Here is a 20,468-nt window from a genome sequence, read left to right as displayed (position 1 = left end):
TATTTTGGAGTAATAAAGCTATGAAAGTATGGTTGTTATATTTTATGAAATATGTTTATATAATTTTAAAAAATAAAGATACTTATTCTATTCTTGGTAATATTGCAACTATTATTGTTGCAATAACTGCCATATACGGATATATTTATACAATCAAACCAACATTTGAAATTAAAATGCTAGAAAAACAAGTAGCTACATTAAACGAAAAAGAACAAAATATTACTATTGAGAATCAAAAAATCAGCAAAGAATTGTTAAAGAAATCAAATGAACTTAATATGACTAATGTTAGAATAGCCGAACTTAATGATAAAGAAAACGATCTTAAAAACACCAATAATGCCTTAATTAAACAAATGGAAGAATATGAAAAAAATGTACAAGATTTACAAAATAAAGAACTGATTTATAAACAAAATTTAATAAATTTAAAAAAATTATATACTAGTAAAACGATTGAATATATCTCTTATGAAAGCAAGATAACCGATCTATTTGATGATAGAAATGTATCTGATATTTTTAAAATAAAAAATGTTAACAATATTGAACAAGATTTAAAAAAATCTCTGATTTTGCCCATTGATAGAATAAAACAACAACTTAATAAATTATACGAATATTTAGGCAATGCTAAAAGCAGTTCAGAAAAAGATAACTATCAAAGTATAATAAAAACATATTTATCTAACATGAAAAAATATCAAGAAATTTTGCATATTCAAGAACCTGACTATAGATTATGGAAAAATAGTTTTTTAAAAACAGTAGAGGCAAAGCAAAGATTTGTCGATATATGCAAAAAAGATTATGAAAAAGAATTTATAGAAATTAACATGAAAAATAGTAATTGGAACGATAATGTTCTAAAACATATGCGAGACAGCGGTGAGATAACAAAAACAGTAGAAAAACATAGCGATTGCGAAAGGCGTATTAACTTTCATATAGAATATTTATTTTTTGAAAAATGGTTAAAAAATCAAGGTATTGTTTCAGAAATAGGATTTGATATGTTAGATCTTATATATGGAAAAATAGGTGTAAAACAATTAAAATCTCGCGAATTATTATCTCCACCAAGCGAAGCAGATATAGAAAAGTATATTCTGGATATCTATAAAATTAAATAGCCATAATACTATATAATCTAATTAATATACTAATTTAAAAACTTAAATTAAAATAATTATTTAAGTAAAATAATCAAAATTTAACTTAAAATACTTATATAACGTAAATTTATGCTTTAAGAAAACTTCATAAAATTTTATATTTTTTGATAAATATTATTAAACAAAATAAAATAGTTGTCTATTGTTTAAGCTATCTTGTCCTATACTTTAAAACTCCATATTAAAAAAACAATCGGAAAGAGTGAGTGATGCGTGAGATTTTAAAACGAGACGGCACAAGACAAGAATTTGTAGCATACAAGATAGTAGATGCGATAAAAAAGGCATTTGCAAGCGAAAATGTGGCTTATGACGAGCAAGTTTTTACAAACGTAGTCCAAGATATCTTTCAAAAATCAAGCGCAATAACAGTCGAGGACATCCAAGATGCGATCGAAAAAGAGCTATTTGCTGGTGGTTACTTCAACGTCCTAAAAAGCTTCATGCTCTACCGCCACACACATAAGCTTCAACGCGAGCAAATTTTAGGTCTAAACGCCGACACGACCTATATAAACTCGACCCAAACCATAAATGAATATATAAACGGCACCGACTGGAGAATTTCTGCAAACTCAAACACTAGCTACTCAAACGCAGGCCTTATAAACAACACCGCCGGCAAAGTCATAGCAAACTACTGGCTAGATGCAGTTTATAACAAAGAAGAAGGTCTAGCTCATAGAAATGGCGATTATCACATCCACGACCTTGACTGCCTTACAGGGTATTGTGCTGGCTGGAGCCTACGAGCCTTGCTAAATGAGGGCTTTAACGGCGTTCGTGGCAGGGTCGAGAGCAGGGCTCCAAAGCACTTTAGAGAGGCGCTTTATCAGATGGCAAATTTCTTAGGAATTTTGCAAAGCGAGTGGGCTGGCGCTCAAGCTTTTTCTAGCTTTGACACCTACCTTGCGCCTTATGTTTTTAAAGATGATCTAAGTGATACCGAGATCAAAAAGGCGATAACTAGCTTTATTTTCAACCTAAATGTGCCTGCACGCTGGGGACAAAGTCCATTTACAAACGTAACAATAGACATCACCTGCCCAAGCGACCTAAGAGATCAGATCCCAACGAGCGATGATATACACCTCTTTACGAATGTAAAAGATGAGAAAATTTTGAAAAAAGCAAACGAGCGTGGCAGGAAAAATTTGATTGATATGACCTACAAGGACTTCGAGCCTGAAATGGCACGCATAGATAAGGCATTTTACGAGGTTTTAACAGCTGGCGATAAGTGCTCACAGCCTTTTACATTTCCGATACCAACGGTAAATATCACAGAGGATTTTGACTGGGATAGCGAAGTGGCGGATGTACTCTTTGAAAATACCGCCAAAATGGGCTCAAGCTACTTTCAAAATTTTATCGGCTCACAATATACTTATGACGAAAATGGCAATAAGATAGAAAACGAAAAAGCCTACAAACCAGGGCATGTCCGCTCTATGTGCTGCCGTTTGCAACTTGATCTAAGAGAGCTTTTAAAACGAGGTGGTGGCCTTTTTGGTAGTGCTGAGATGACAGGCTCTATCGGCGTCGTTACTATAAATTTGGCTCGCCTAGGATACAACTTCAAAGGCGATAAAGTCGCACTTTATAACAGGCTAAGCTATCTTTTAGAACTTGCTAAATCAACGCTTGAAAAAAAGCGTAAATTTATCCAAGAGATGTATGATAGAGGGCTTTATCCTTATACGGCTAGATATCTAAAGCACTTTAACAACCACTTTAGCACAATCGGTATAAATGGCATGAACGAGCTTCTTAGAAATTTCACAAATGATAAAGAGAATATCTCAACAAAATTTGGACGAGATTTTGCTATTGAGATGGTTGAGTTTTTGCGCGACAAGATAAGGACATTTCAAGAAGAGACTGGAAATTTATACAACCTTGAGGCGACTCCAGCTGAGGGCACAACATACCGCTTTGCCAAAGAGGATAAAAAGCGCTATCCAGACATCATCCAAGCAGGTGGCGGGGAGAATATTTACTACACAAACTCAACCCAGCTTCCAGCAAATTTTACAGATGATGCTTATGAGGCGCTTGATTTGCAAGATGATCTTCAGACTTCATATACTGGCGGCACAGTATTTCACCTTTATATGAAAGAAAGGATTAGCTCACCTAAAGCTTGCAAGGAGCTTGTAAAGAGCATAATCTCAAATTATAAGCTTCCATATATCACGATAACGCCTGTGTTTAGCGTTTGTTCAAAACATGGCTACATTGCTGGAGAGCATGAATTTTGTCCACTTTGTGATGCAGAATTAATAGAAAAAGAGAAAAACAATTCCAAATAAGGAGAGGAAATGACAGAAAAAGAAATTTTGGAAAAAGTACAAGACAAACGCACAAAATGCGTAGTCTATACTCGTGTTATGGGTTATCATCGCCCAGTTGAGAGCTTTAACCTTGGTAAAAAAGGCGAGCATAAAGAGCGTATTAAATTTGATGAATACGCAAGTTGCTGCAAAAGATAATTACCGCAGCCAATAAAAACATAAAAACTCAAATAAAAAAGGCACAATCTTCTGTGCCTTTTAAATCTCAAAAGGTCCACAAATTTGCATAAAGTCTTTAGCATAACGCCATTTACTACGCTTGATTATCCAGACAAAGTGGCAGCGGTAGTTTGGTTTGCAGGCTGTAATATGCGGTGTGTATACTGCTACAACGTAGAGGTTGTAAACTCAAATGGTACTATAAGTATGAATGAGGTTTGTAGCTTTTTAGACCGCCGTATAGGTAAGCTAAATGGCATCGTATTTAGCGGTGGCGAATGCACGGCAAATCCTTTGTTTTTAAAACTCGCAAGAGAGGTTAAGTCAAGAAATTTTTGCCTAAAGGTCGATACAAATGGCTCTCATATTGAGATTTTAAAAGAGGCGATAGGTGAAGGGTTGATTGACTATATTGCACTTGATTTTAAAGCACCAAAAGAGAAATTTGCTGGCGTAACTGGCTCAAATTTATATGAAAAATTTATTAGTACACTAAAATATCTGCTTGAGATAAATTTTGATTTTGAAGTAAGAACAACCGTGCATGCAGATTTTTTAGATGAAACAGATATTTCTTTGATGTCTGAAATTCTTTATGACCTTGGATATAGAGGCAATTATTATTTGCAAAAATTCCTTAGCACAGGTGAAAATTTTGGAAATTTGGTTGATGCTAAAAGTAGCTTTGATCCGAAAAAAATAATCTCAAAACTTCCTATCAAACTAAGAAACTTTTAAATTTCTACTCATTATTTTTAACAAAAATTTTTGCTTTGCAAAACTATAATCATTAAAATTTAGTAAGGAGAAACTATGCAAAACTTCAGCTTTTTAAATCCCACAAGAATAGAATTTGGCAAAGACAAAGAGCAAAACATCGGCAGATATATGAGAGAATTTGGCGCTAAGAAGACACTTATTATTTATGGTAGTGAAAGGATCAAGCAAAATGGCCTTTTTGACGTGGCGACAAAGAGCCTAAGCGCAAATGGTATTGAGTTTTGCAAGATCGGTGGTGTGAAATCAAACCCAGTTCTAAGCAAGGTAAATGAGGCCATAAATTTAGCTAAAAAACAAGGCGTCGATAGCGTGCTAGCCATAGGCGGCGGCTCAGTACTTGACACGGCAAAGGCTGTGGCTGCTGGAACTAAATATAACGGCGACGTTTGGGACTTTTTTACCGGCAAAGATCCAAGTGAAGCGCTTATGATATTTGACATCATAACGCTTGCAGCAACTGGCTCAGAGATGAACGGCGGCTCGGTCGTCACAAACGAAGCCACAAAACAGAAATTTGCTATGCACGGAGCATGTCTTTACCCAAAAGTTTCAGTGATAAACCCAGTGCTTCAAGCAAGCGTGAGCAAAGAGTATTTGGTGTATTCGGCCTCAGACATTATTGCTCACAGCATCGAGGGCTATTTTACGGCTAGCATTCAGCCTGAGATCATAAATTTATACATCGAAGCAAACATAAAAACCGTTATGAAAACGACTGAAATTTTACTAAAAGAGCCAAAAAACTATGACGCTAGAGGCGAGTTTGCTTGGGCTGCGACGATGGCGCTAAATGGCCTAACTTACGTTGGCACGGCTGGCTACTCATATCCAAACCACATGATTGAGCACGCCATAGGTGCGGTGGTTGATTGTGCGCATGGAGCTGGGCTAAGTGTCGTGATGCCAGCTTGGATGAAGTGGTATAAGAGTAGAAATTTAGAGGCATTTAAGCGCTTTGGCAAAGAAATTTTTGGCGTGGATGACGCAGACGCAGGCATAGAGAAATTAAAAGAGTGGTTTAGCAAGATCGGTACACCTACAAGCCTAATTGAGATCGGCGTTGATGAGTCAAATTTAGACGAGATCATGACGCTAGTTTATGACTACGCAAAGGGCAGGGGCTTGGAGCAAATTTATACAAAAGAGGCCATAAGTGAAATTTTTGCCTTAGCGAGATAGAATTTATCTAAATTTTACAAAGGAAAGATATGAAAAAGATCGCCCTTATAGCTGGAGCTAGCGGTGCTGTGGGAAGTGAGATTTTAAAAAATTTATGCGAGAGTGAGTACTACAACAAGGTTATCGCCCTTGCTAGGCATGAGCTAGAATTTACTCACGAAAAGCTTGAAGTAAAGATAGTAAATTTTGACGAGCTAAAAGATGAGGTGCCATTTATCGCTGATGATGTCTTTTGCGCGCTTGGCACGACGATGAAGGTGGCAAAGCACAAGGAGCAGTTTTACAAAGTCGATGTGACCTATCCGCTAAATTTTGCGAAATTTGGCTTGGAGTGCGGCGCAAAACGTTTTGTCTTGCTCTCGGCTGCAGGTGCTAGCAGAAAGTCAGGCTCGTTTTACCTAAAGGCAAAAGGTCAAGCAGAAGCAAAGATAAAAGAGCTTGGATATAGCTCATTTCACATCGCTAGGCTGCCACTTATTGAGGCTGAGAGAAAGGAATTTAGGCTTGGCGAGTACATGGCGATAAAGGCGTTTAAATTTATCCCAAAAGGCTTTTTTGACGAGTATCGTCCGATGAGGGCGGCTGACATCGCTAAAGTGATCATGCAAGTAGCGCAAGATGACCACAGCGAAGGTGTCAAAATTTATAGCCCTATGGAGTATGCGAAGTGAAAAGATACATCGCCATCACTGGAGCAAGCTCAGGCATAGGAGCGGCCGCGGCAAAGGCATTTGCAAAGAGTGGGGAGAATTTGATCCTTGTTGCAAGGCGTGGCGAGCTTTTAAAGGAGCTAAAAAGCGAGATAGCTAAATTTGCAAATGTCGATGTGGTGATAGAGCTTTGCGACCTTTCAAAACAAGAAAATGCTCTTTCTCTTTGGCGTAATTTAGAAAAATTTGAGCTAAAAGCGCTTATAAACAATGCTGGCTTTGGCGACTACAACAAGGTCGGCGAGCAAAATTTAGACAAGATCACACAGATGATAAATTTAAACATCATCTCTCTTGTCACGCTCTCAACGCTCTTTACGAAAAAGTATAAGGACAAAGATACGCAGCTTATAAACATATCTTCGATAGGCGGCTACAAGATAGTGTCAAACGCCGTCACGTACTGCGCTAGCAAATTTTTCGTAAGTGCCTTTAGTGAGGGACTTTACCACGAACTAGCACAAGATAAGCAGGCAAAGATGCAAGCAAAAGTGCTGGCCCCAGCTGCCACAAAGACAGAATTTGGCATGGTGGCAACTAGCAAAGAGAACTACGACTACGACAAAGCGTTTAAAAAGTATCATACGAGCGAGCAGATGGCGGAGTTTTTGCTTCGCCTTTATGATAGCCATTATTGCGTTGGCTCGGTCGATAGAGATAGCTTTGAGTTTAGCCTAAGTAAGCCAAAATTTGACTATGCGGTCAAATACGAGCCAAAAGATAACTAGGCGCTAAAGCCCTGGTAGCCTACGCCAAGGATGTGGAGCAAAAAGTAGGACAAAATAAAAAGGCAGATCATGAAAGGTGTTAGAGTTGCTATTTTAGGGGTTTGTTTGGTGGGCGCTTGCTTTGGAAATGAACTTAAATTTGATGAAAGCAAATTTGAGCTAAAAAGCGTGCAAGTTGGCGAGAGGACGCTTAAATTTAGAGCATATGAAGGCATAGTCTATGTGGCAAAGCCGGTTAGCGACTATCAGGTACTAAATTTTTATGTGCCAGAGGGTAAATTTAGCGACCAAAAGAGCGCTATCCTTATGCCAAACGCGATCGGCGGCTACATGAGCGCAATGCCACAAAAGCCAGAAATCCAAAACGAAAAACCAAATGCCACCCTTGAAGCGCTTCTTAGAGGCTACGTCGTGGCAAGCGTTGGCGCTAGGGGTAGGACGCTAAAAGATGGCGAGAAATTTATCGGCAAGGCACCAGCTGCGATAGTCGATCTAAAAGCGGCCGTTAGATATCTTAAATTTAACGACAAATTTATGCCAGGCGACGCAAACAAGATCATCTCAAACGGTACGAGCGCAGGCGGCGCGATGTCGGCACTTCTTGGCACTAGCGCAAATGCAAAAGAGTATGAGCCATATCTTAAAGAGCTAGGCGCTGCAAAGGCGGATGATCAAATTTATGCCGCTTCAGCCTACTGCCCTGTGACAAATTTGGAGCATGAGGACGAGGCGTATGAGTGGATGTTTGGGGATTTGGATAAATTTGAGAGGATTGATTTTGCAAGTCTTGACGCGGACTCTTTTAACGACAGGAGCAAAAAGCCAAAAATGATCACAGGCGAGCTAAACGCCACGCAAAAAGAGCTCTCGCGCGAGCTAAAGAGCAAATTCCCAGCCTATCTAAACTCGCTAAATTTAAAAGACGCCAAAGGCCACGCGCTAAGCCTTGATGAAAACGGCGAGGGCAGCTTCAAGGAGTATATAAACGCCCTCATCTCAAAGGCATTTACCGCTACAAAAAGCAGCGACAAAAGCACGCTCACGCCTAAATTTATCACTCTTGATACGCAGGGCTGTTCGCTTGGATATACATTCAAATTTGAGGACTTCATCACTTCGCTAAAACGCGCCAAAGCGGTGGTTGCATTTGATGGCCTTGGGCTAGAAAATCCAGAAAATGACCTTTTTGGCGATAGCAAAACGCCTGCGAAGCACTTTACTAAATTTGCAAAAGAGCGAAGCTTGGGCGAGATGGCAGAGGCTAGCGTCATAAAGATGATGAATGCGATGAACTACACTAAAAATAATGAAGCGGCGAAATTTTACCGCATAAGACAGGGCACAAACGACACCGACTTAGCCCTTGCCGTACCTGCTATGCTCGCGCTTTCGCTTAAAAATGCTGGCAAAGAGGTTGATTTTGAAGCGATCTGGGGACAAGGACATGGCGGCGACTACGATTTAGACGAGCTTTTTGCTTGGATTAAAAGAGTGGTTGAGAAATAAATTTAAGGAAATTTGATGATTAAAAAGCTATTTTTATTAGTATTTTCGGCAGCTTTTGCCTTTGGGGCGGAGGCGAAAGTGAGCTTATACGAGCTGCTTTCAACGCTAAATAACAAGAGCTTGCTGAGACAGCTTGGCAGGGAAAATATCCTTAGCTCAAAGAGCGAGCCAGGCACACAGGCGATCTTTTTTGCAAGCGCAAAGAGCAAGCCAGAGCTATTTTACCTGCTTGAGTTTTACAAGGACGAGGCGGCTTATAAAAAGCATATAAGCTCGGCGCATTTTAAGAAATTTGCAAGCGTAAGCGCTGAAATTTTGGCTAGCAAAAAGGCTATTGGTGTAAAAAAGAGGGCTGCGTTTTCTAAAAATTTAACGCCGGAGAGGCTAAAAGATGCCTACTTTCACATCACAAATTTAAGCCTTTTAGCAAAGAGCGATACGAAATTTGAAAAGATCATCAAAAAATATATGCAAAAAAGCGTAGATGAGGGCGCTTATGCGCAGTTTGCCTTTAGTAAAAAGGATGCGCCAAACAAGTGGGTGCTGGTTGAAATTTACAAAGACGAAGCTAGCTTTGAGAGCTACCGCCACAGCGAAAACTACAAGGCTTACGCCAAAGAGCGAGCAGGGCTAATAGACGAATTTGACGGCTTTGGTCTCAAAAACGAGACCTCATTTAGCAAGGTAAAATTTTAGGAGATCTTATGAAAAAAATTTCGCTTTTTTGCGCACTAGCACTCATTGGTAGCACGACTTTTGCTCTTGATAGGGCCGGATGTGAGAGTTTAAAAGATGTGAAAATTTTAAACAATGAAATCATAGATGTGGGGTCGAATGAAAGGGCGAAGCGCCAAAGAGCATGCTAGCTAAGAGTAGGACCTACGTTAGCAAGGAATTTTTGGTGTGTGCCTATCCAAAGGTGGCTACATACGTGGGCGGAGATACCAGCAAGGCAAGTAGCTTTGTTTGCAAGTAAATTTAAGAAAGTAAATTTAAGGGGCGAAAATGAGTGAAATTTTAGTTGTATCAGGTCACACTGACCTTGAAAATTCCTTTGCAAATAAGATTATATTGAGCGAGCTAAAAAAGCAGGTGCCAGAGGCTAAATTTGACATACTAAGCGAGCTTTATAAAAACTACGTGATAGACGTAAAAGCCGAGCAAGAAAAGCTAGTAAAGACTGATGTGATCGTGCTTGTTTATCCATTTTTCTGGTACGGCGTGCCATCGCTTTTACAAAAGTGGTTTGAAGATGTGCTAGTTCATGGCTTCTCTCATGGCAGCAGCGGAGATAAGCTACGTGGCAAGAAGCTGGTGCTTTCATTTACCTCTGGCGCGCCTGAGGAGCTTTATAAAAAAGAGGCACTTCAGCGCTACGAGATAGAGGAGTTTTTGCCGCCACTTAAGGCATTAGCAAATATGTGTGGCATGGAGTTTGCAGGCTATGTTTATAGCGGAGGGCTATCATATCAGAGCAGGCACGATGAGGCAAAGCTTGCTTTGATGAAGGAAAAGGCGCTTGATCATGCAAAGAGGCTAGGCGAGCTGATAGGTAAAATTTCATGATACCAGCAAAATTTTATAAATATGTTTTTGCGTTTATAATGTCAGCATTTATGGCGTTTTTTATGTCATTTGTGCTGACATATCTAAACCTTGGTTTTATTGATGGCTTTGTTAAAATTTGGCTAATCGCCTACGTAAAAGCCTTTGTAGTAGCTTATCCTGTGCTTTTGCTAGTTTCTCCATTTGTAACAAAACTCACACAAATTTTATGCAAAAAATAAAATAATAATATACGTTATCAATAAAAATTATTATTTACTTATTTTAATTATTTGGTTATAATCCACTCAAAATTTATCAAAATAGGAGTCAAAATGAGACAGTACGAAACATACAAATGCGAAAAATGCGGCAACGAGATCGAGGTGCAAAAGGTTGGCGGCGGCAGACTAACCTGTTGTGGCGAAGAGATGAAATGCATCACTGAAAATTTAACAGCGGTAAATTTGATGAAGGCATTTGCTGGCGAGTCACAAGCTAGAAACAAGTATGAGCTTTACGGCGACCTAGCTAAAGAAGCAGGCTATCACGCGATAGCTAGACACTTTTACGAGGCAGCTGAAAACGAAAAATGGCACGCAAGGGCTGAATTTAAGAAATATCACGAGATGATGAACGATCCGATCGATAAGATGGATAAAAATTTACTTGACGCTGCAGCTGGCGAAAACTACGAGCATACGACGATGTATCCAGACTTTGCAAAGATCGCAAAAGAAGAAGAGCTAAGAGATGTTGAAAGGCTATTTAACGCGATCGGCAAGGTTGAGGTTGAGCATGAGAGGGAGTATCTAGAGCTTAAAAAGATGCTTGATGAAGAGGGCTTTTTTGAGAGCGATGAAGAGGATATCTGGGTTTGCGAAGTGTGCGGACACGTTCACAGAGGCAAAAAAGCTCCAGGCGCTTGCCCACTTTGCAAAGCTCCAAAAGAGTATTTTAAGCGCGAATTCTTAGGCTAAAAAGCCAAAATTTTAGCCAAGGCGCTTGTCTTGGCTAAATTTAATAAATTTAAATCTATTTAAAATAAAAAAGTTATATAATCTCCTTAAATTTTCACAAGGAGAAAGAGATGAAAAAATCACTTTTAGTTTTAGCTACTCTTGGCTTTGCACTAAGCCTAAACGCTGCAGATCTTACAGATACTTGCAAGTCTTACTTCTCAGACATCGACAAAATGGTCGAAGCTTACAAACAAGCTGGTCAAGAGCAACAAGTAAAAATGTATGAAGATCAAAAAGCACAATCTATGAAACAACTTGCTGCACTTCCAAAAGAGCAACAAGACGCTACTTGCAAACAAGCTAAAGAGATGTTTGCTCAAGTAATGGATCAAATGAAAAAACAAGGTCTTTTAAAATAAATTTTATGGCTAGTTTTTCTAGCCATATCCTAATCCTCTTTTTCTAATTCGTTATTTACGCTGATCTCTTTTACTTCTATATCTTTTTGCTCGTCTGGAGACAAGCGTTTAAAATTTTCAAGTCTACTAACAAGACCATCTCTACCACTAAAACTTGATGCAAGGGCGTTAAAATGTTTATTTGCAGTATTTAGTGTATTGCTAAGCCTATTCATGTGCTCGGCCACATTGCGGACTTTATCATAAATTTTAATCGCACTCTTTACGATATTTTTGGCCTCTTCATTGCCACGCTCTATGCGCCATAAATTTGCCACTGTGCGAAGAATAGGCATAAGCGTAGTGTGAGATACTAGTATTACGTGCTTTTGAAACGCATAGTCAAAAAGTGAACTATCAAATTTTATAGCCTCGATATATGCCGGCTCAATTGGTATAAACATCAATACAAAATCAGGGCTATCAGGTACGATTTCACCGTAATTTTTGCTATTTAAACTATCTATGTGATTTTTCATAGAAGCAATATGCTCTTTCAATGCTAAATTTAGCTCCTCTTCATTGCTGGCTGTGATAGCCTTTTCGTAAGCTATAAGTGAGACTTTAGAATCAACTATTAGATGCTTGCCATCTGGTATCTTTACTATAAAATCAGGAATAAGACGTTTGCCTTCTTCGTTCTTGAAATTTTGTTGTGTCAAGTAATGCTCATCTTTTATAAGTCCAGAAGCCTCAAATGTGCGTTCAAGCTGTATTTCGCCCCAGTTACCAAGTGTTTTATTGCTACCTTTTAGTGCAGTGGCTAGCGAGTTTGCCTCTTTTGACATTGAGATACCAATCTCACTTATGTGCTTAATCTGCGTTCCTAGCGCGCTCATGCCTTTAACTGATTCGTCGTGGACTGCATTTACGCGCTCTTGAAAGGTTGAAATTTGCTCCTTTAATGGCTTTAGTAAAAGATCTAAAGAATTTTGGCTATTTTGTGTGAAATTTGCACTTTTTTCTTCAAATATTTTATTTGCAAGATTAGAAAATTCCAAATTTAATTCATTTTTTACTTTTAATAAATTTGTCTCCTGCTCTTTTAGGCTATTTTCTTTTGCTTCTATTTCATTTCTAAGCACAGCCATATCACGTTTTAATCTATTTTCTCTCTCATTTGCTTCAGTTAAAGCATTTTTATTTTGATTTAGCTCAGCTAGAGTTGCAGTGAAATTTGCCTCATTATTCTTGGCTCTTTCATTTGCTGTACCGATACTCTCTTTAAGCTCGTTTATCACGCGCTCCATCGCGTCTTCGGCTTCATCTTTTTGGGCTATTTTGGTTTTTAGCGCATCGATCTCGCCGATGAGCTCGTCTATTCGCTCGTGATTTGACATAAGTCTTGCTTTTTGCTCACTGATTAGCTGCAGATTTTCACTATTTTTAGATACTAAATTTGTTAGATTTGATGAAATTTCAAAATTTTCTTGCTCTTTTTGCGCCAAATTTCTTTTTAGCTCGAGTTTGTCTCTATTAAATGAATAGATGACAAATATCGCAATCAAAAATAGTACTCCTAAAAATATGGCAGCATAAAAATAGAAATCTTGTTGCATTTAGTATCCTTAAAAAATGAAGAAATTTTAATAGTTTTACAAAAAGCAAAGAGGCCACTCCTTGCTTTTGTGATAAATTTTTATGCTTCTAACACCGCTCCGTTGCTTGCGTTTGTGACTAGTTTGCGGTATTGCCTTAACCAGCGAGATGTTAGCGGTTTATCAATTGGCTTAAATTCTGCTCTTCTCTTTGCGATCTCGGCTTCGCTTAGGCGAACGTTTATCTCGTATTTATCGACGTCTATATCGATGATATCGCCGTCTTGTAGCAAGCCTATCATGCCGCCTTCAGCTGCTTCTGGACTTACGTGACCGATGCTTAGACCCCTTGTCGCTCCGCTAAAGCGACCATCTGTGATGAGAGCCACGTCTGCGCCAAGGCCTCGTCCCATGATGAGTGAGGTAGGGCTTAGCATCTCTTGCATACCAGGGCCTCCGCGCGGGCCTTCGTAGCGGATGACGACGACATCGCCTTTATCTACTTTACCACTTGAAATGCCAGCTATAGCTTCGTCTTGTGAGTTAAAGCAGACTGCTTTGCCGCTAAATTTACGCTCGCCAACGATGCCAGCTGTCTTGATGACACAGCCTTGCTTGGCTAAATTTCCAAACAAAATGGCAAGTCCGCCAACTTGCGAATAGGCGTTTTCTACTTTGTGAATGATACTCTCATCTTTGATGTCACTTATCTTTACGCGCTCTCCCAGAGTTTCGCCACTAACTGTGAGATTGTCTAAATTTAGCATGCCATTATCTCTGCGTGAAATTTCTTTTATCACTGCATTCATACCACCAGCTCTGCCGATATCCTCCATATGCACATTTGGCAAGCTTGGGCTGATCTTAGCGATGTGAGCGATGTTTTGGCTGATCTTATTTAGCTCTTTGATGTCTAAATTTACGCCAGCTTCTCTTGAGATAGCTAGCATGTGAAGGACGGTGTTGCTGCTACCACCCATTGCCATATCAACGACAAGAGCGTTGCGGATCGCCTTTTCATTTAGTATGTTTCTTATCTTAAATTTCTCATCAAGGGCGATCTGGCAAATTCTACGAGCAGCTTGCCTGATGAGCTCCTCACGCTCTGGAGTTAGCGCCAGGATGGTGCCGTTGCCAGGGAGCGCTATACCCATCGCTTCACAAAGCGTGTTCATAGAATTTGCTGTAAACATACCGCTACAGCTGCCACCGCTTGGACATGCATTGCACTCGATATCTCTTAGCTCGGCTTCGTCTATCTCTTTGGTCTCAAATTTACCAACCGCCTCAAACGCAGTCGCAAGATCAATCGGCTTGCCATCTTTTGTGTAGCCCTTTTTCATTGGGCCACCGCTTACAAACACGGTTGGGACATTGACCCTTAAAGCACCCATAACCATGCCAGGGACGATCTTGTCGCAGTTTGGCATACAAACAAGTGCGTCAAGTGCATGAGCGTTCATCACGGTTTCTATCGAGTTTGCGATGATCTCGCGGCTAGGCAAGCTATATAGCATGCCTCCATGCCCCATCGCGATGCCATCATCTACGCCGATACAGTTAAACTCAAATGGAATACAGCCATTTTTGCGAATTTCATCTTTTAAAATTTGTGCGTATTTGTTTAAGAAAAAGTGCCCTGGAATGATCTCTATAAAGCTGTTTGCAACGCCGATAAAGGGTTTAGCAAAGTCATCGTCTTTTAGCCCAGTCGCACGTAAAAGTGAGCGGTGTGGGGCTCTTGTGTAGCCTTTTTTGATTATATCGCTTCTCAAATTTGATCCTTTTTTAAAATTTGAGAGGATTTTATCACATATAAAGTATCAAAGATTTTAAAAAAATTTTGCAAATTTAAAAATTTTTTTATTACATAAATAACACATTAAATTTTTAAAATTTAGTCAAAAAGGATGAGCTAAATAGCTACGAAATTTCGGTAATTTTAATCAAAGCAGTATGCAAAATAATAACGTAAAAATATTATCAATGTGTTATAAATATTGATTTATAGGGCTTTATTGTACCTTGGTACAATTTACAAGACTTATGAAAATTTATACAATGCGATAAAATTTTTTAACAAGGATGAGAAAATGATCGTAAAAATAGAGGGCATAAAAGTGATGCCAATGCAAACTAAAATTTTAAATTCTGGCGCAAACTTTTATGAAAATAACTTCACAAATACAACTTTAATTTTTCCTTTTTACGCGAAGAAGTAAAACAACTTCTAATCTCCAAAACAAGAGCGATTTAGCTTTTATTTTAAATTTAATTTATAGTTAAGAGAGTTTTATATGCAAAGTGAAAAAACAGAAATTTTACTTGATGAAGTGAATGAAACAATAGATTCTATATTTAGAACCTGTAATAAAAATGGTGGAACAAAGAAAGCTTTGGAAAATAGAAAGCTAAATAAAGAAATTTTGAAAGATAAATTTGCATCGATCTTTTTAAAATTTGACCAGATAGACGATGATAATTTTAAAAGCACAGTTCTTGAAAGTGATGAGACAAAAGAGCTAAGCGAAATGGTAAAAGTGTTTGAAGCGGATAAAGATATAGACTTGCCAGAACTAGAGCGAGCGATAAATTTTAACCTTACTAGAATCAAAGAAGCAATCTATAAATTTCAAAACAACAACTAAAAGCTGGTGCGAGAAAAATCTCACACCAGATACTGCTAATAACTAAATACCTCCGGATCAATAACCATCGCCCTATAAGCAACATCATCTCTTGAAGCAGAGTCCACATCCATCTCAAATTTGATCTCATTTGTATTTGGATCGATCTCAACTAAAACCATTTTGATAGTCTTATCTGGCTTAAGCAAATTTACGTTTGAGCTTGAGATGAAGTAGGTATTTTTATCTTTTTGCCACTCGACGTTGCTAGTAACTGCACTATAAAAGTCAAAGCCACGCTCCTTACCAAACTGCCAAGTTTGTTCAACCGTACCCTTTTTCTCATCTATCTTATATTCAACTGCACGTGAGTATTTATCCTCTTTAAAGGCTGGCTGCTCCATGCCTCTTGCATCGCCATTGTCAAATACGCTTAGGTGTTTTATGCTGCCTTTGTTGTCATATCTTGGTGTTAGCCATGCGGTGTGCTGAGTCCATGACCAGTCAAATTCGCCCTCGCATTTTGAGTTTTCGCATTTTATCTTATTGCCTTTGCTATCGACTGGAGTTAGCACTTTGGCTTTAAATTCTTCACTCCAGCCCTCAGGCGAAGCCAATATCCATTTTACTTTCTTGCCACGTCCTATCTTTACGATACCTTGGTGGCGAAGTGAGAGGATAATGCTATCGTCGCTCTCGTCATACGAGATCGAATTGACGTGAGCCCAGTTTCTACCTGTGCCAGTAGAGGTGATATCGCCAAATGGTAGATCATTACTTATCTTTATCTCCTTTGCGTCCATGTCGATGTTTAGGCAAACAGCTCTAGCATCAAGCGCTTTTATGAGGTTGCTACGGTAGACATTGTTGCCAAAAATTTCATTTAGATCCCACTCTTCGACCACTTTACCGGTGCTATCGACCTCAATGATGTGATCTCTTATAGTGTGAGAAATTTTGCCATCTTTGTGGTGGTAGTTGTATTTGCCAACCCTAAGAAGTGCGTGATCATCCTTTAATGGCATAACTTCATGGCTTAGATCGATGTAGCCTCTTGGAAGCGGGCGGTTATAAATTTCTTTTCCCATAAGGTCATATCTTAGATATCTTTGAGCCATACCAAAGCTGATATCGCCATTTTTGAGCTGATGAAAGCCCATCATCATGCCCCCATCCATCACTCTTCTCTCGCTGCGGTCGTAAAATTTTTGATAGTCAAGATACCATCTAACCTCACCTTTGGTGTCTACGATGTAGTTTTCGGTAAAGTCATTCCAACTAGCAGCTCCGCCATTTTTCCAATCAAGCGGTTTATAGACGCTTGTGATCGTGTTATTTATGAGATAGAGCCTGTTCTTAAAGGCAGGATCGACCTTTTTTACGCGAGTCTTTTGCATGTGAGAAAATCTAAAATCACGGCTATATGTGACGATAGGCTGGGCGTAAATTTTATATGTTTCTACCTTTTTAGCTCCATTAAATGTGTAGCTAAGCACGACCTCGTTTAGATAGTCAGGATAAAGGCCCCAAATAGGCACACCATCATGCGTAAGCAAAGCATGCTCTGAGACGTTGTAGTCGATGTCGATGCCTCCATCTGGCTTGCCTTTTACTTTGACGTGGATATCTTTGATGTCTTTGCCAGCTCTATCAATGATAGCAGTTAGAGGCGATACGTCATATGGATTTATAAAGACTGATCCAAGCTCGCCTTGAACCTTTACGTGATGAGCCAGGACTCCAGCCTCTAGTGGCGTGATGCCTATACTAAGACCACTAACCAAAACAGCCGCAAGGGCAACAGAACCTAAGAAATTCTTGCTCATTTTTGCTCCTTTAATAAAATTTAATGATATCTTACTACCCAAATTTCACACAAAACTAACGCATATATGAAAAGTGGCTTAAGTAAATTTATAAAAGAGTCGTTTTAAAGGGTAAAAATGAAAAGAAGAATTTAGGAGCAAATGCCCCTAAATTTTAGTTATTTGCGTCAAATTTCTTAAGAGAAAAAAGAACAAATTTGTAGCTAGCAAATAGTGTCACTGGCCAAAGTATCAAAAAAATTCCTGCTTCTAACATCTTTTATCCTTAGTATGCGTGATGATCGTTTTTGATCTCGTCTTGCGTGATCTTCTTGCTATCTATCGCTCTCCAGACGACGATGATATAAGCAAGCACTACTGGCACTAGTAAGCTAACATAGGCCATAACGCCAAGTGTGTAGTGGCTAGAGCTTGCATTTTTGATAGTTAGCGAGCTAGCAAGGTCGCTAAATGATGGATAAAATGCAGTGCCATTTAGGCCAGTTATTAAAAATAGTGCAGTCACGGCCAGTGTTACACCAAGGCCGTAAGCAAAAATTCCACGAATACTTTTTGTAAATGCCCCTTGGAAAATTCCAACAAGTACCAAAACAACGCCAACAAGAAGCAATATGCCAACGATAGGCATTTCGATCAAATTTATAGCATATTTGTAAGGCATAAGGCTAACTACGCCGTTTGCGTCGTATACAAAGCCATCTTTTGTAAGCACCCAAGCAAGAAAGCCTAGGAAAAATGGCAAGAATAGCACGGTGTTGATAAATAGCTGTTTTCTAGCATTTTGTATAAATTCGCCATCAGCGATGTTATTTATAAGATACAAGCAGCCGCCTACGCGAGATAGGAAAAACATCGCTATGCCAAGCAAATACAAGTAAGGATTTGCCAATGCTTCAAGGCCGCGAAATGGAGTCTTCCACTCGACAAAGTTATGCTCATTTAGCACAAAGTCACTGCCGCTAAAAAATGTACTAACCGCCATGCCAATAAGGATAACGCCAAGTGAGCCATTTATGAAAAGGAAAATTTCATAAGTTCTAGCGCCTAAGAAGTTATCAGGCTTTTTGCGGTACTCGTAGCTTACAGCTTGGATGATAAAGCAAAATAAAATAGCCAGCCAAACCCAGTAAGCGCCACCAAAGCTAGTAGCGTAAAATAGCGGGAACGCCGCAAAGCACGCGCCTCCAAACATAACAAGCGTCGTAAATGTAAGCTCCCATTTTCTACCGATAGAATTTATGAGCATGTCTTTTTTAAGCTCGTCCTTGCCAAGGCTAAAGATGAGCGACTGGCCACCTTGAACAAACATCATAAAGACCAAAAGTCCGCCAAGAAGGCTAACTATAAACCACCAATAAATTTGTAAATTTTCTAAGCTTAAACTATGCATGATCATTAAATCCTATCTTTATTTGCTTAAGCATGATTTTGATCTCAGCAATCAGCAAGACCGTAAATAAAACAGCAAATAATATAAATGAAATTTTGATATTTGAGTCTGCTAAATTCGTAGCACCAACGCCAACGGTCATGAGATCTTGTATCACCCAAGGCTGACGACCGACCTCTGCTACTATCCAGCCAGCTTCAGCTGCGATGTAGCCAAGCGGTATGGTAAAGAGGCAGATCCACAAAAACGCTCTTATGTTTTCAAATTTATATTTTCTTGAAAGATTTAGATAGAGCGTAATAGCAAAAAGAGCTATGAAGTAAGTGCCAAGTGCGACCATAATGTGGAAACTATAAAATGTAAGTGCAACTGGTGGCACGGCCTCTTTTGCGTCTTTAAGATAGCCATATCCTAAGAAATTTAGGTTGCTCTCTAAATTTGAAAGCGAGCTTTTCATCAAACTCTCGTCATTTGCTTTTTTAGCCTCTTTGTAGTTTTTAAGAGCTTCGATAGCTACTTTGCCCTTTGCCATCTTCTCCTCAACGCTCATGAGATTGTGCTCGCTATTGCCATAAAGTAGGTCATTTATACCTGGTGTAAATGAGTCAAGCCCTCTGTTTGCCATGATACCAAGTGCGTAAGGCACCTTTATCTCAAGCAAAAATGGCTCGCTCTCGTCGCCAAGCTCTTTAGCTAGGTTTAAAATACCAGCAGCAACTAGCCCAGCGTTAGTCTCGCCCTTGTAAAGTCCCTCCATGGCTGCTAGCTTCATAGGCTGCTTTTGAGCTACAAAATATGCGCTCTCATCGCCGCTAAGTAGTAAAAATGCCGAAGTGATAAGTCCAAATGCGCTAGCAACCACGATACTTTTTTTAGCTAGCAAGATGTGGCGTTTTTTGATTAAAAACCAAGCAGAAATTCCTATCACAAAGATAGCTGAGATGGTGTAGCCGCTAGTTACTGTGTGTAAAAATTTGCTAATTCCAAGAGGATTTAGCGCAACTTCAAAGAAATTCTCCATCTCCATTCTGGCGGTATCTGGGTTAAATTTCATGCCTATTGGATACTGCATCCAGCCATTTGCGATCAAGATCCAAAGTGCACTTAAATTTGAACCGATCGCGACAAGCCAAGTTGAAAGTAGGTGAAATTTCTTACTAACCTTTTCCCAGCCAAAAAACATAATGGCAAAAAATGTACTCTCCATAAAAAATGCGAGCAAGCCTTCAATCGCAAGAGGAGCGCCAAATATATCGCCGACAAACCAGCTGTAATTCGCCCAGTTTGTACCAAACTCAAACTCCATGATGATGCCAGTAGCCACACCGATAGCGAAATTTATACCAAAGAGCTTTAGCCAAAATTTCGTTATCTCAAGCCAGGCTTTGTCACCAGTTTTGACATATATCGTCTCCATAATGGCGATGATAAAACTTAGTCCCAAAGTAAGTGGGACAAACAAAAAGTGGTAAATGGCAGTCAGCGCAAACTGAGCCCTAGACCAGTCAACAAAATCCATCTCAGACAT

19 protein-coding genes and 1 pseudogene are annotated in these 20,468 nt (G+C 39.2%); 15 read left to right on the top strand and 5 right to left on the bottom strand.

Annotated elements, in window-relative coordinates:
• Positions 1-44: 44 nt before the first annotated feature.
• From G5B98_RS09095 to G5B98_RS09025, 13 genes and pseudogenes are all read left to right on the top strand, one after another.
• Entirely contained in the window at positions 45-1,136 is a 1,092-nt protein-coding gene (locus G5B98_RS09095) for a hypothetical protein (RefSeq protein WP_232524585.1), read from the top strand.
• Between the two features lie 251 nt (positions 1,137-1,387).
• A pseudogene (locus tag G5B98_RS09090) lies at positions 1,388-3,670 on the top strand (ribonucleoside triphosphate reductase).
• Positions 3,671-3,754: 84 nt separating this feature from the next.
• Positions 3,755-4,429 (top strand): anaerobic ribonucleoside-triphosphate reductase activating protein, encoded by a 675-nt coding sequence (locus G5B98_RS09080; protein WP_148821847.1) that lies wholly within the window; start codon positions 3,755-3,757, stop codon positions 4,427-4,429.
• 75 nt (positions 4,430-4,504) lie between these two features.
• Entirely contained in the window at positions 4,505-5,650 is a 1,146-nt protein-coding gene (locus tag G5B98_RS09075) for an iron-containing alcohol dehydrogenase (protein WP_148821845.1), read from the top strand.
• 29 nt (positions 5,651-5,679) lie between these two features.
• Positions 5,680-6,321: an NAD(P)H-binding protein gene (locus G5B98_RS09070; RefSeq protein ID WP_148821844.1), complete on the top strand. Its 642-nt coding sequence runs from the start codon at positions 5,680-5,682 to the stop codon at positions 6,319-6,321.
• On the top strand, positions 6,318-7,088 hold the full coding sequence (locus G5B98_RS09065) for an SDR family NAD(P)-dependent oxidoreductase (protein WP_196086744.1): 771 nt from the start codon (positions 6,318-6,320) through the stop codon (positions 7,086-7,088). The genes G5B98_RS09070 and G5B98_RS09065 overlap by 4 nt, the downstream gene beginning before the upstream one ends.
• Positions 7,089-7,157: 69 nt before the next feature.
• Entirely contained in the window at positions 7,158-8,594 is a 1,437-nt protein-coding gene (locus G5B98_RS09060; protein ID WP_196086743.1) for a subtype B tannase, read from the top strand.
• Between the two features lie 15 nt (positions 8,595-8,609).
• Positions 8,610-9,290: a putative quinol monooxygenase gene (locus G5B98_RS09055; protein WP_196086742.1), complete on the top strand. Its 681-nt coding sequence runs from the start codon at positions 8,610-8,612 to the stop codon at positions 9,288-9,290.
• Between the two features lie 8 nt (positions 9,291-9,298).
• Complete coding sequence (locus tag G5B98_RS09050; RefSeq protein WP_196086741.1) at positions 9,299-9,460, top strand: hypothetical protein; 162 nt, start codon at positions 9,299-9,301, stop codon at positions 9,458-9,460.
• 139 nt (positions 9,461-9,599) lie between these two features.
• Entirely contained in the window at positions 9,600-10,160 is a 561-nt protein-coding gene (locus tag G5B98_RS09040) for an NAD(P)H-dependent oxidoreductase (protein WP_196086740.1), read from the top strand.
• A gap of 38 nt (positions 10,161-10,198) precedes the next feature.
• A complete protein-coding gene (locus G5B98_RS09035; protein WP_346010436.1) occupies positions 10,199-10,381 on the top strand; it encodes a DUF2798 domain-containing protein in 183 nt (60 codons plus the stop codon).
• Positions 10,382-10,474: 93 nt separating this feature from the next.
• Positions 10,475-11,119: a ferritin family protein gene (locus tag G5B98_RS09030; protein WP_196086739.1), complete on the top strand. Its 645-nt coding sequence runs from the start codon at positions 10,475-10,477 to the stop codon at positions 11,117-11,119.
• A gap of 110 nt (positions 11,120-11,229) precedes the next feature.
• Positions 11,230-11,520 carry a DUF5339 domain-containing protein gene (locus G5B98_RS09025; RefSeq protein WP_149712350.1) on the top strand — a complete coding sequence of 97 codons (291 nt, stop codon included), beginning with the start codon at positions 11,230-11,232 and terminating at the stop codon, positions 11,518-11,520.
• A gap of 29 nt (positions 11,521-11,549) precedes the next feature.
• Here G5B98_RS09025 and rmuC read toward each other — a convergent pair whose 3' ends face one another.
• Together rmuC and ilvD are read right to left on the bottom strand one after the other, a co-directional pair.
• Positions 11,550-13,118: a DNA recombination protein RmuC gene (rmuC, locus tag G5B98_RS09020; protein ID WP_196086738.1), complete on the bottom strand. Its 1,569-nt coding sequence runs from the start codon at positions 13,116-13,118 to the stop codon at positions 11,550-11,552.
• Positions 13,119-13,198: 80 nt separating this feature from the next.
• Positions 13,199-14,872 (bottom strand): dihydroxy-acid dehydratase, encoded by a 1,674-nt coding sequence (ilvD, locus tag G5B98_RS09015; RefSeq protein WP_196086737.1) that lies wholly within the window; start codon positions 14,870-14,872, stop codon positions 13,199-13,201.
• Between the two features lie 243 nt (positions 14,873-15,115).
• Between ilvD and G5B98_RS09010 the strand changes: the two genes are divergently transcribed.
• Both G5B98_RS09010 and G5B98_RS09005 read left to right on the top strand, forming a co-directional pair.
• Positions 15,116-15,319, top strand: a complete 204-nt coding sequence (locus tag G5B98_RS09010; protein WP_196088170.1) for a hypothetical protein — start codon at positions 15,116-15,118, stop codon at positions 15,317-15,319.
• A 75-nt stretch (positions 15,320-15,394) separates the two neighbouring features.
• On the top strand, positions 15,395-15,745 hold the full coding sequence (locus G5B98_RS09005) for a hypothetical protein (protein WP_196086736.1): 351 nt from the start codon (positions 15,395-15,397) through the stop codon (positions 15,743-15,745).
• Between the two features lie 35 nt (positions 15,746-15,780).
• Here G5B98_RS09005 and G5B98_RS09000 read toward each other — a convergent pair whose 3' ends face one another.
• From G5B98_RS09000 to G5B98_RS08990, 3 genes are all read right to left on the bottom strand, one after another.
• A complete protein-coding gene (locus G5B98_RS09000; RefSeq protein ID WP_196086735.1) occupies positions 15,781-17,550 on the bottom strand; it encodes an aryl-sulfate sulfotransferase in 1,770 nt (589 codons plus the stop codon).
• Positions 17,551-17,815: 265 nt separating this feature from the next.
• A complete protein-coding gene (gene cydB, locus G5B98_RS08995) occupies positions 17,816-18,943 on the bottom strand; it encodes a cytochrome d ubiquinol oxidase subunit II (RefSeq protein WP_232524636.1) in 1,128 nt (375 codons plus the stop codon).
• Positions 18,933-20,468 carry a cytochrome ubiquinol oxidase subunit I gene (locus G5B98_RS08990; RefSeq protein ID WP_196086733.1) on the bottom strand — a complete coding sequence of 512 codons (1,536 nt, stop codon included), beginning with the start codon at positions 20,466-20,468 and terminating at the stop codon, positions 18,933-18,935. The genes cydB and G5B98_RS08990 overlap by 11 nt, the downstream gene beginning before the upstream one ends.

The organism is Campylobacter concisus, assembly GCF_015679985.1.
GTDB classification, from domain to species: Bacteria; Campylobacterota; Campylobacteria; order Campylobacterales; family Campylobacteraceae; genus Campylobacter_A; species Campylobacter_A concisus_AC.
Note: the sequence above shows the minus strand (reverse complement) of the source record. Positions and strands in the feature narration are given on the sequence as shown.

Coding starts and splice junctions, on each gene's coding strand:
- G5B98_RS09040 (WP_196086740.1), top strand. CDS start 9,600: ATGAGTGAAATTTTAGTTGTATCAGGTCACACTGACCTTGAAAATTCC.
- G5B98_RS09055 (WP_196086742.1), top strand. CDS start 8,610: ATGATTAAAAAGCTATTTTTATTAGTATTTTCGGCAGCTTTTGCCTTT.
- G5B98_RS09095 (WP_232524585.1), top strand. CDS start 45: ATGAAATATGTTTATATAATTTTAAAAAATAAAGATACTTATTCTATT.
- G5B98_RS09070 (WP_148821844.1), top strand. CDS start 5,680: ATGAAAAAGATCGCCCTTATAGCTGGAGCTAGCGGTGCTGTGGGAAGT.
- G5B98_RS09060 (WP_196086743.1), top strand. CDS start 7,158: ATGAAAGGTGTTAGAGTTGCTATTTTAGGGGTTTGTTTGGTGGGCGCT.
- G5B98_RS09035 (WP_346010436.1), top strand. CDS start 10,199: ATGTCAGCATTTATGGCGTTTTTTATGTCATTTGTGCTGACATATCTA.
- G5B98_RS09030 (WP_196086739.1), top strand. CDS start 10,475: ATGAGACAGTACGAAACATACAAATGCGAAAAATGCGGCAACGAGATC.
- G5B98_RS09000 (WP_196086735.1), bottom strand. CDS start 17,550: ATGAGCAAGAATTTCTTAGGTTCTGTTGCCCTTGCGGCTGTTTTGGTT.
- G5B98_RS09005 (WP_196086736.1), top strand. CDS start 15,395: ATGCAAAGTGAAAAAACAGAAATTTTACTTGATGAAGTGAATGAAACA.
- G5B98_RS09075 (WP_148821845.1), top strand. CDS start 4,505: ATGCAAAACTTCAGCTTTTTAAATCCCACAAGAATAGAATTTGGCAAA.
- G5B98_RS08990 (WP_196086733.1), bottom strand. CDS start 20,468: ATGTCTGAGATGGATTTTGTTGACTGGTCTAGGGCTCAGTTTGCGCTG.
- rmuC (WP_196086738.1), bottom strand. CDS start 13,118: ATGCAACAAGATTTCTATTTTTATGCTGCCATATTTTTAGGAGTACTA.
- G5B98_RS09050 (WP_196086741.1), top strand. CDS start 9,299: ATGAAAAAAATTTCGCTTTTTTGCGCACTAGCACTCATTGGTAGCACG.
- G5B98_RS09025 (WP_149712350.1), top strand. CDS start 11,230: ATGAAAAAATCACTTTTAGTTTTAGCTACTCTTGGCTTTGCACTAAGC.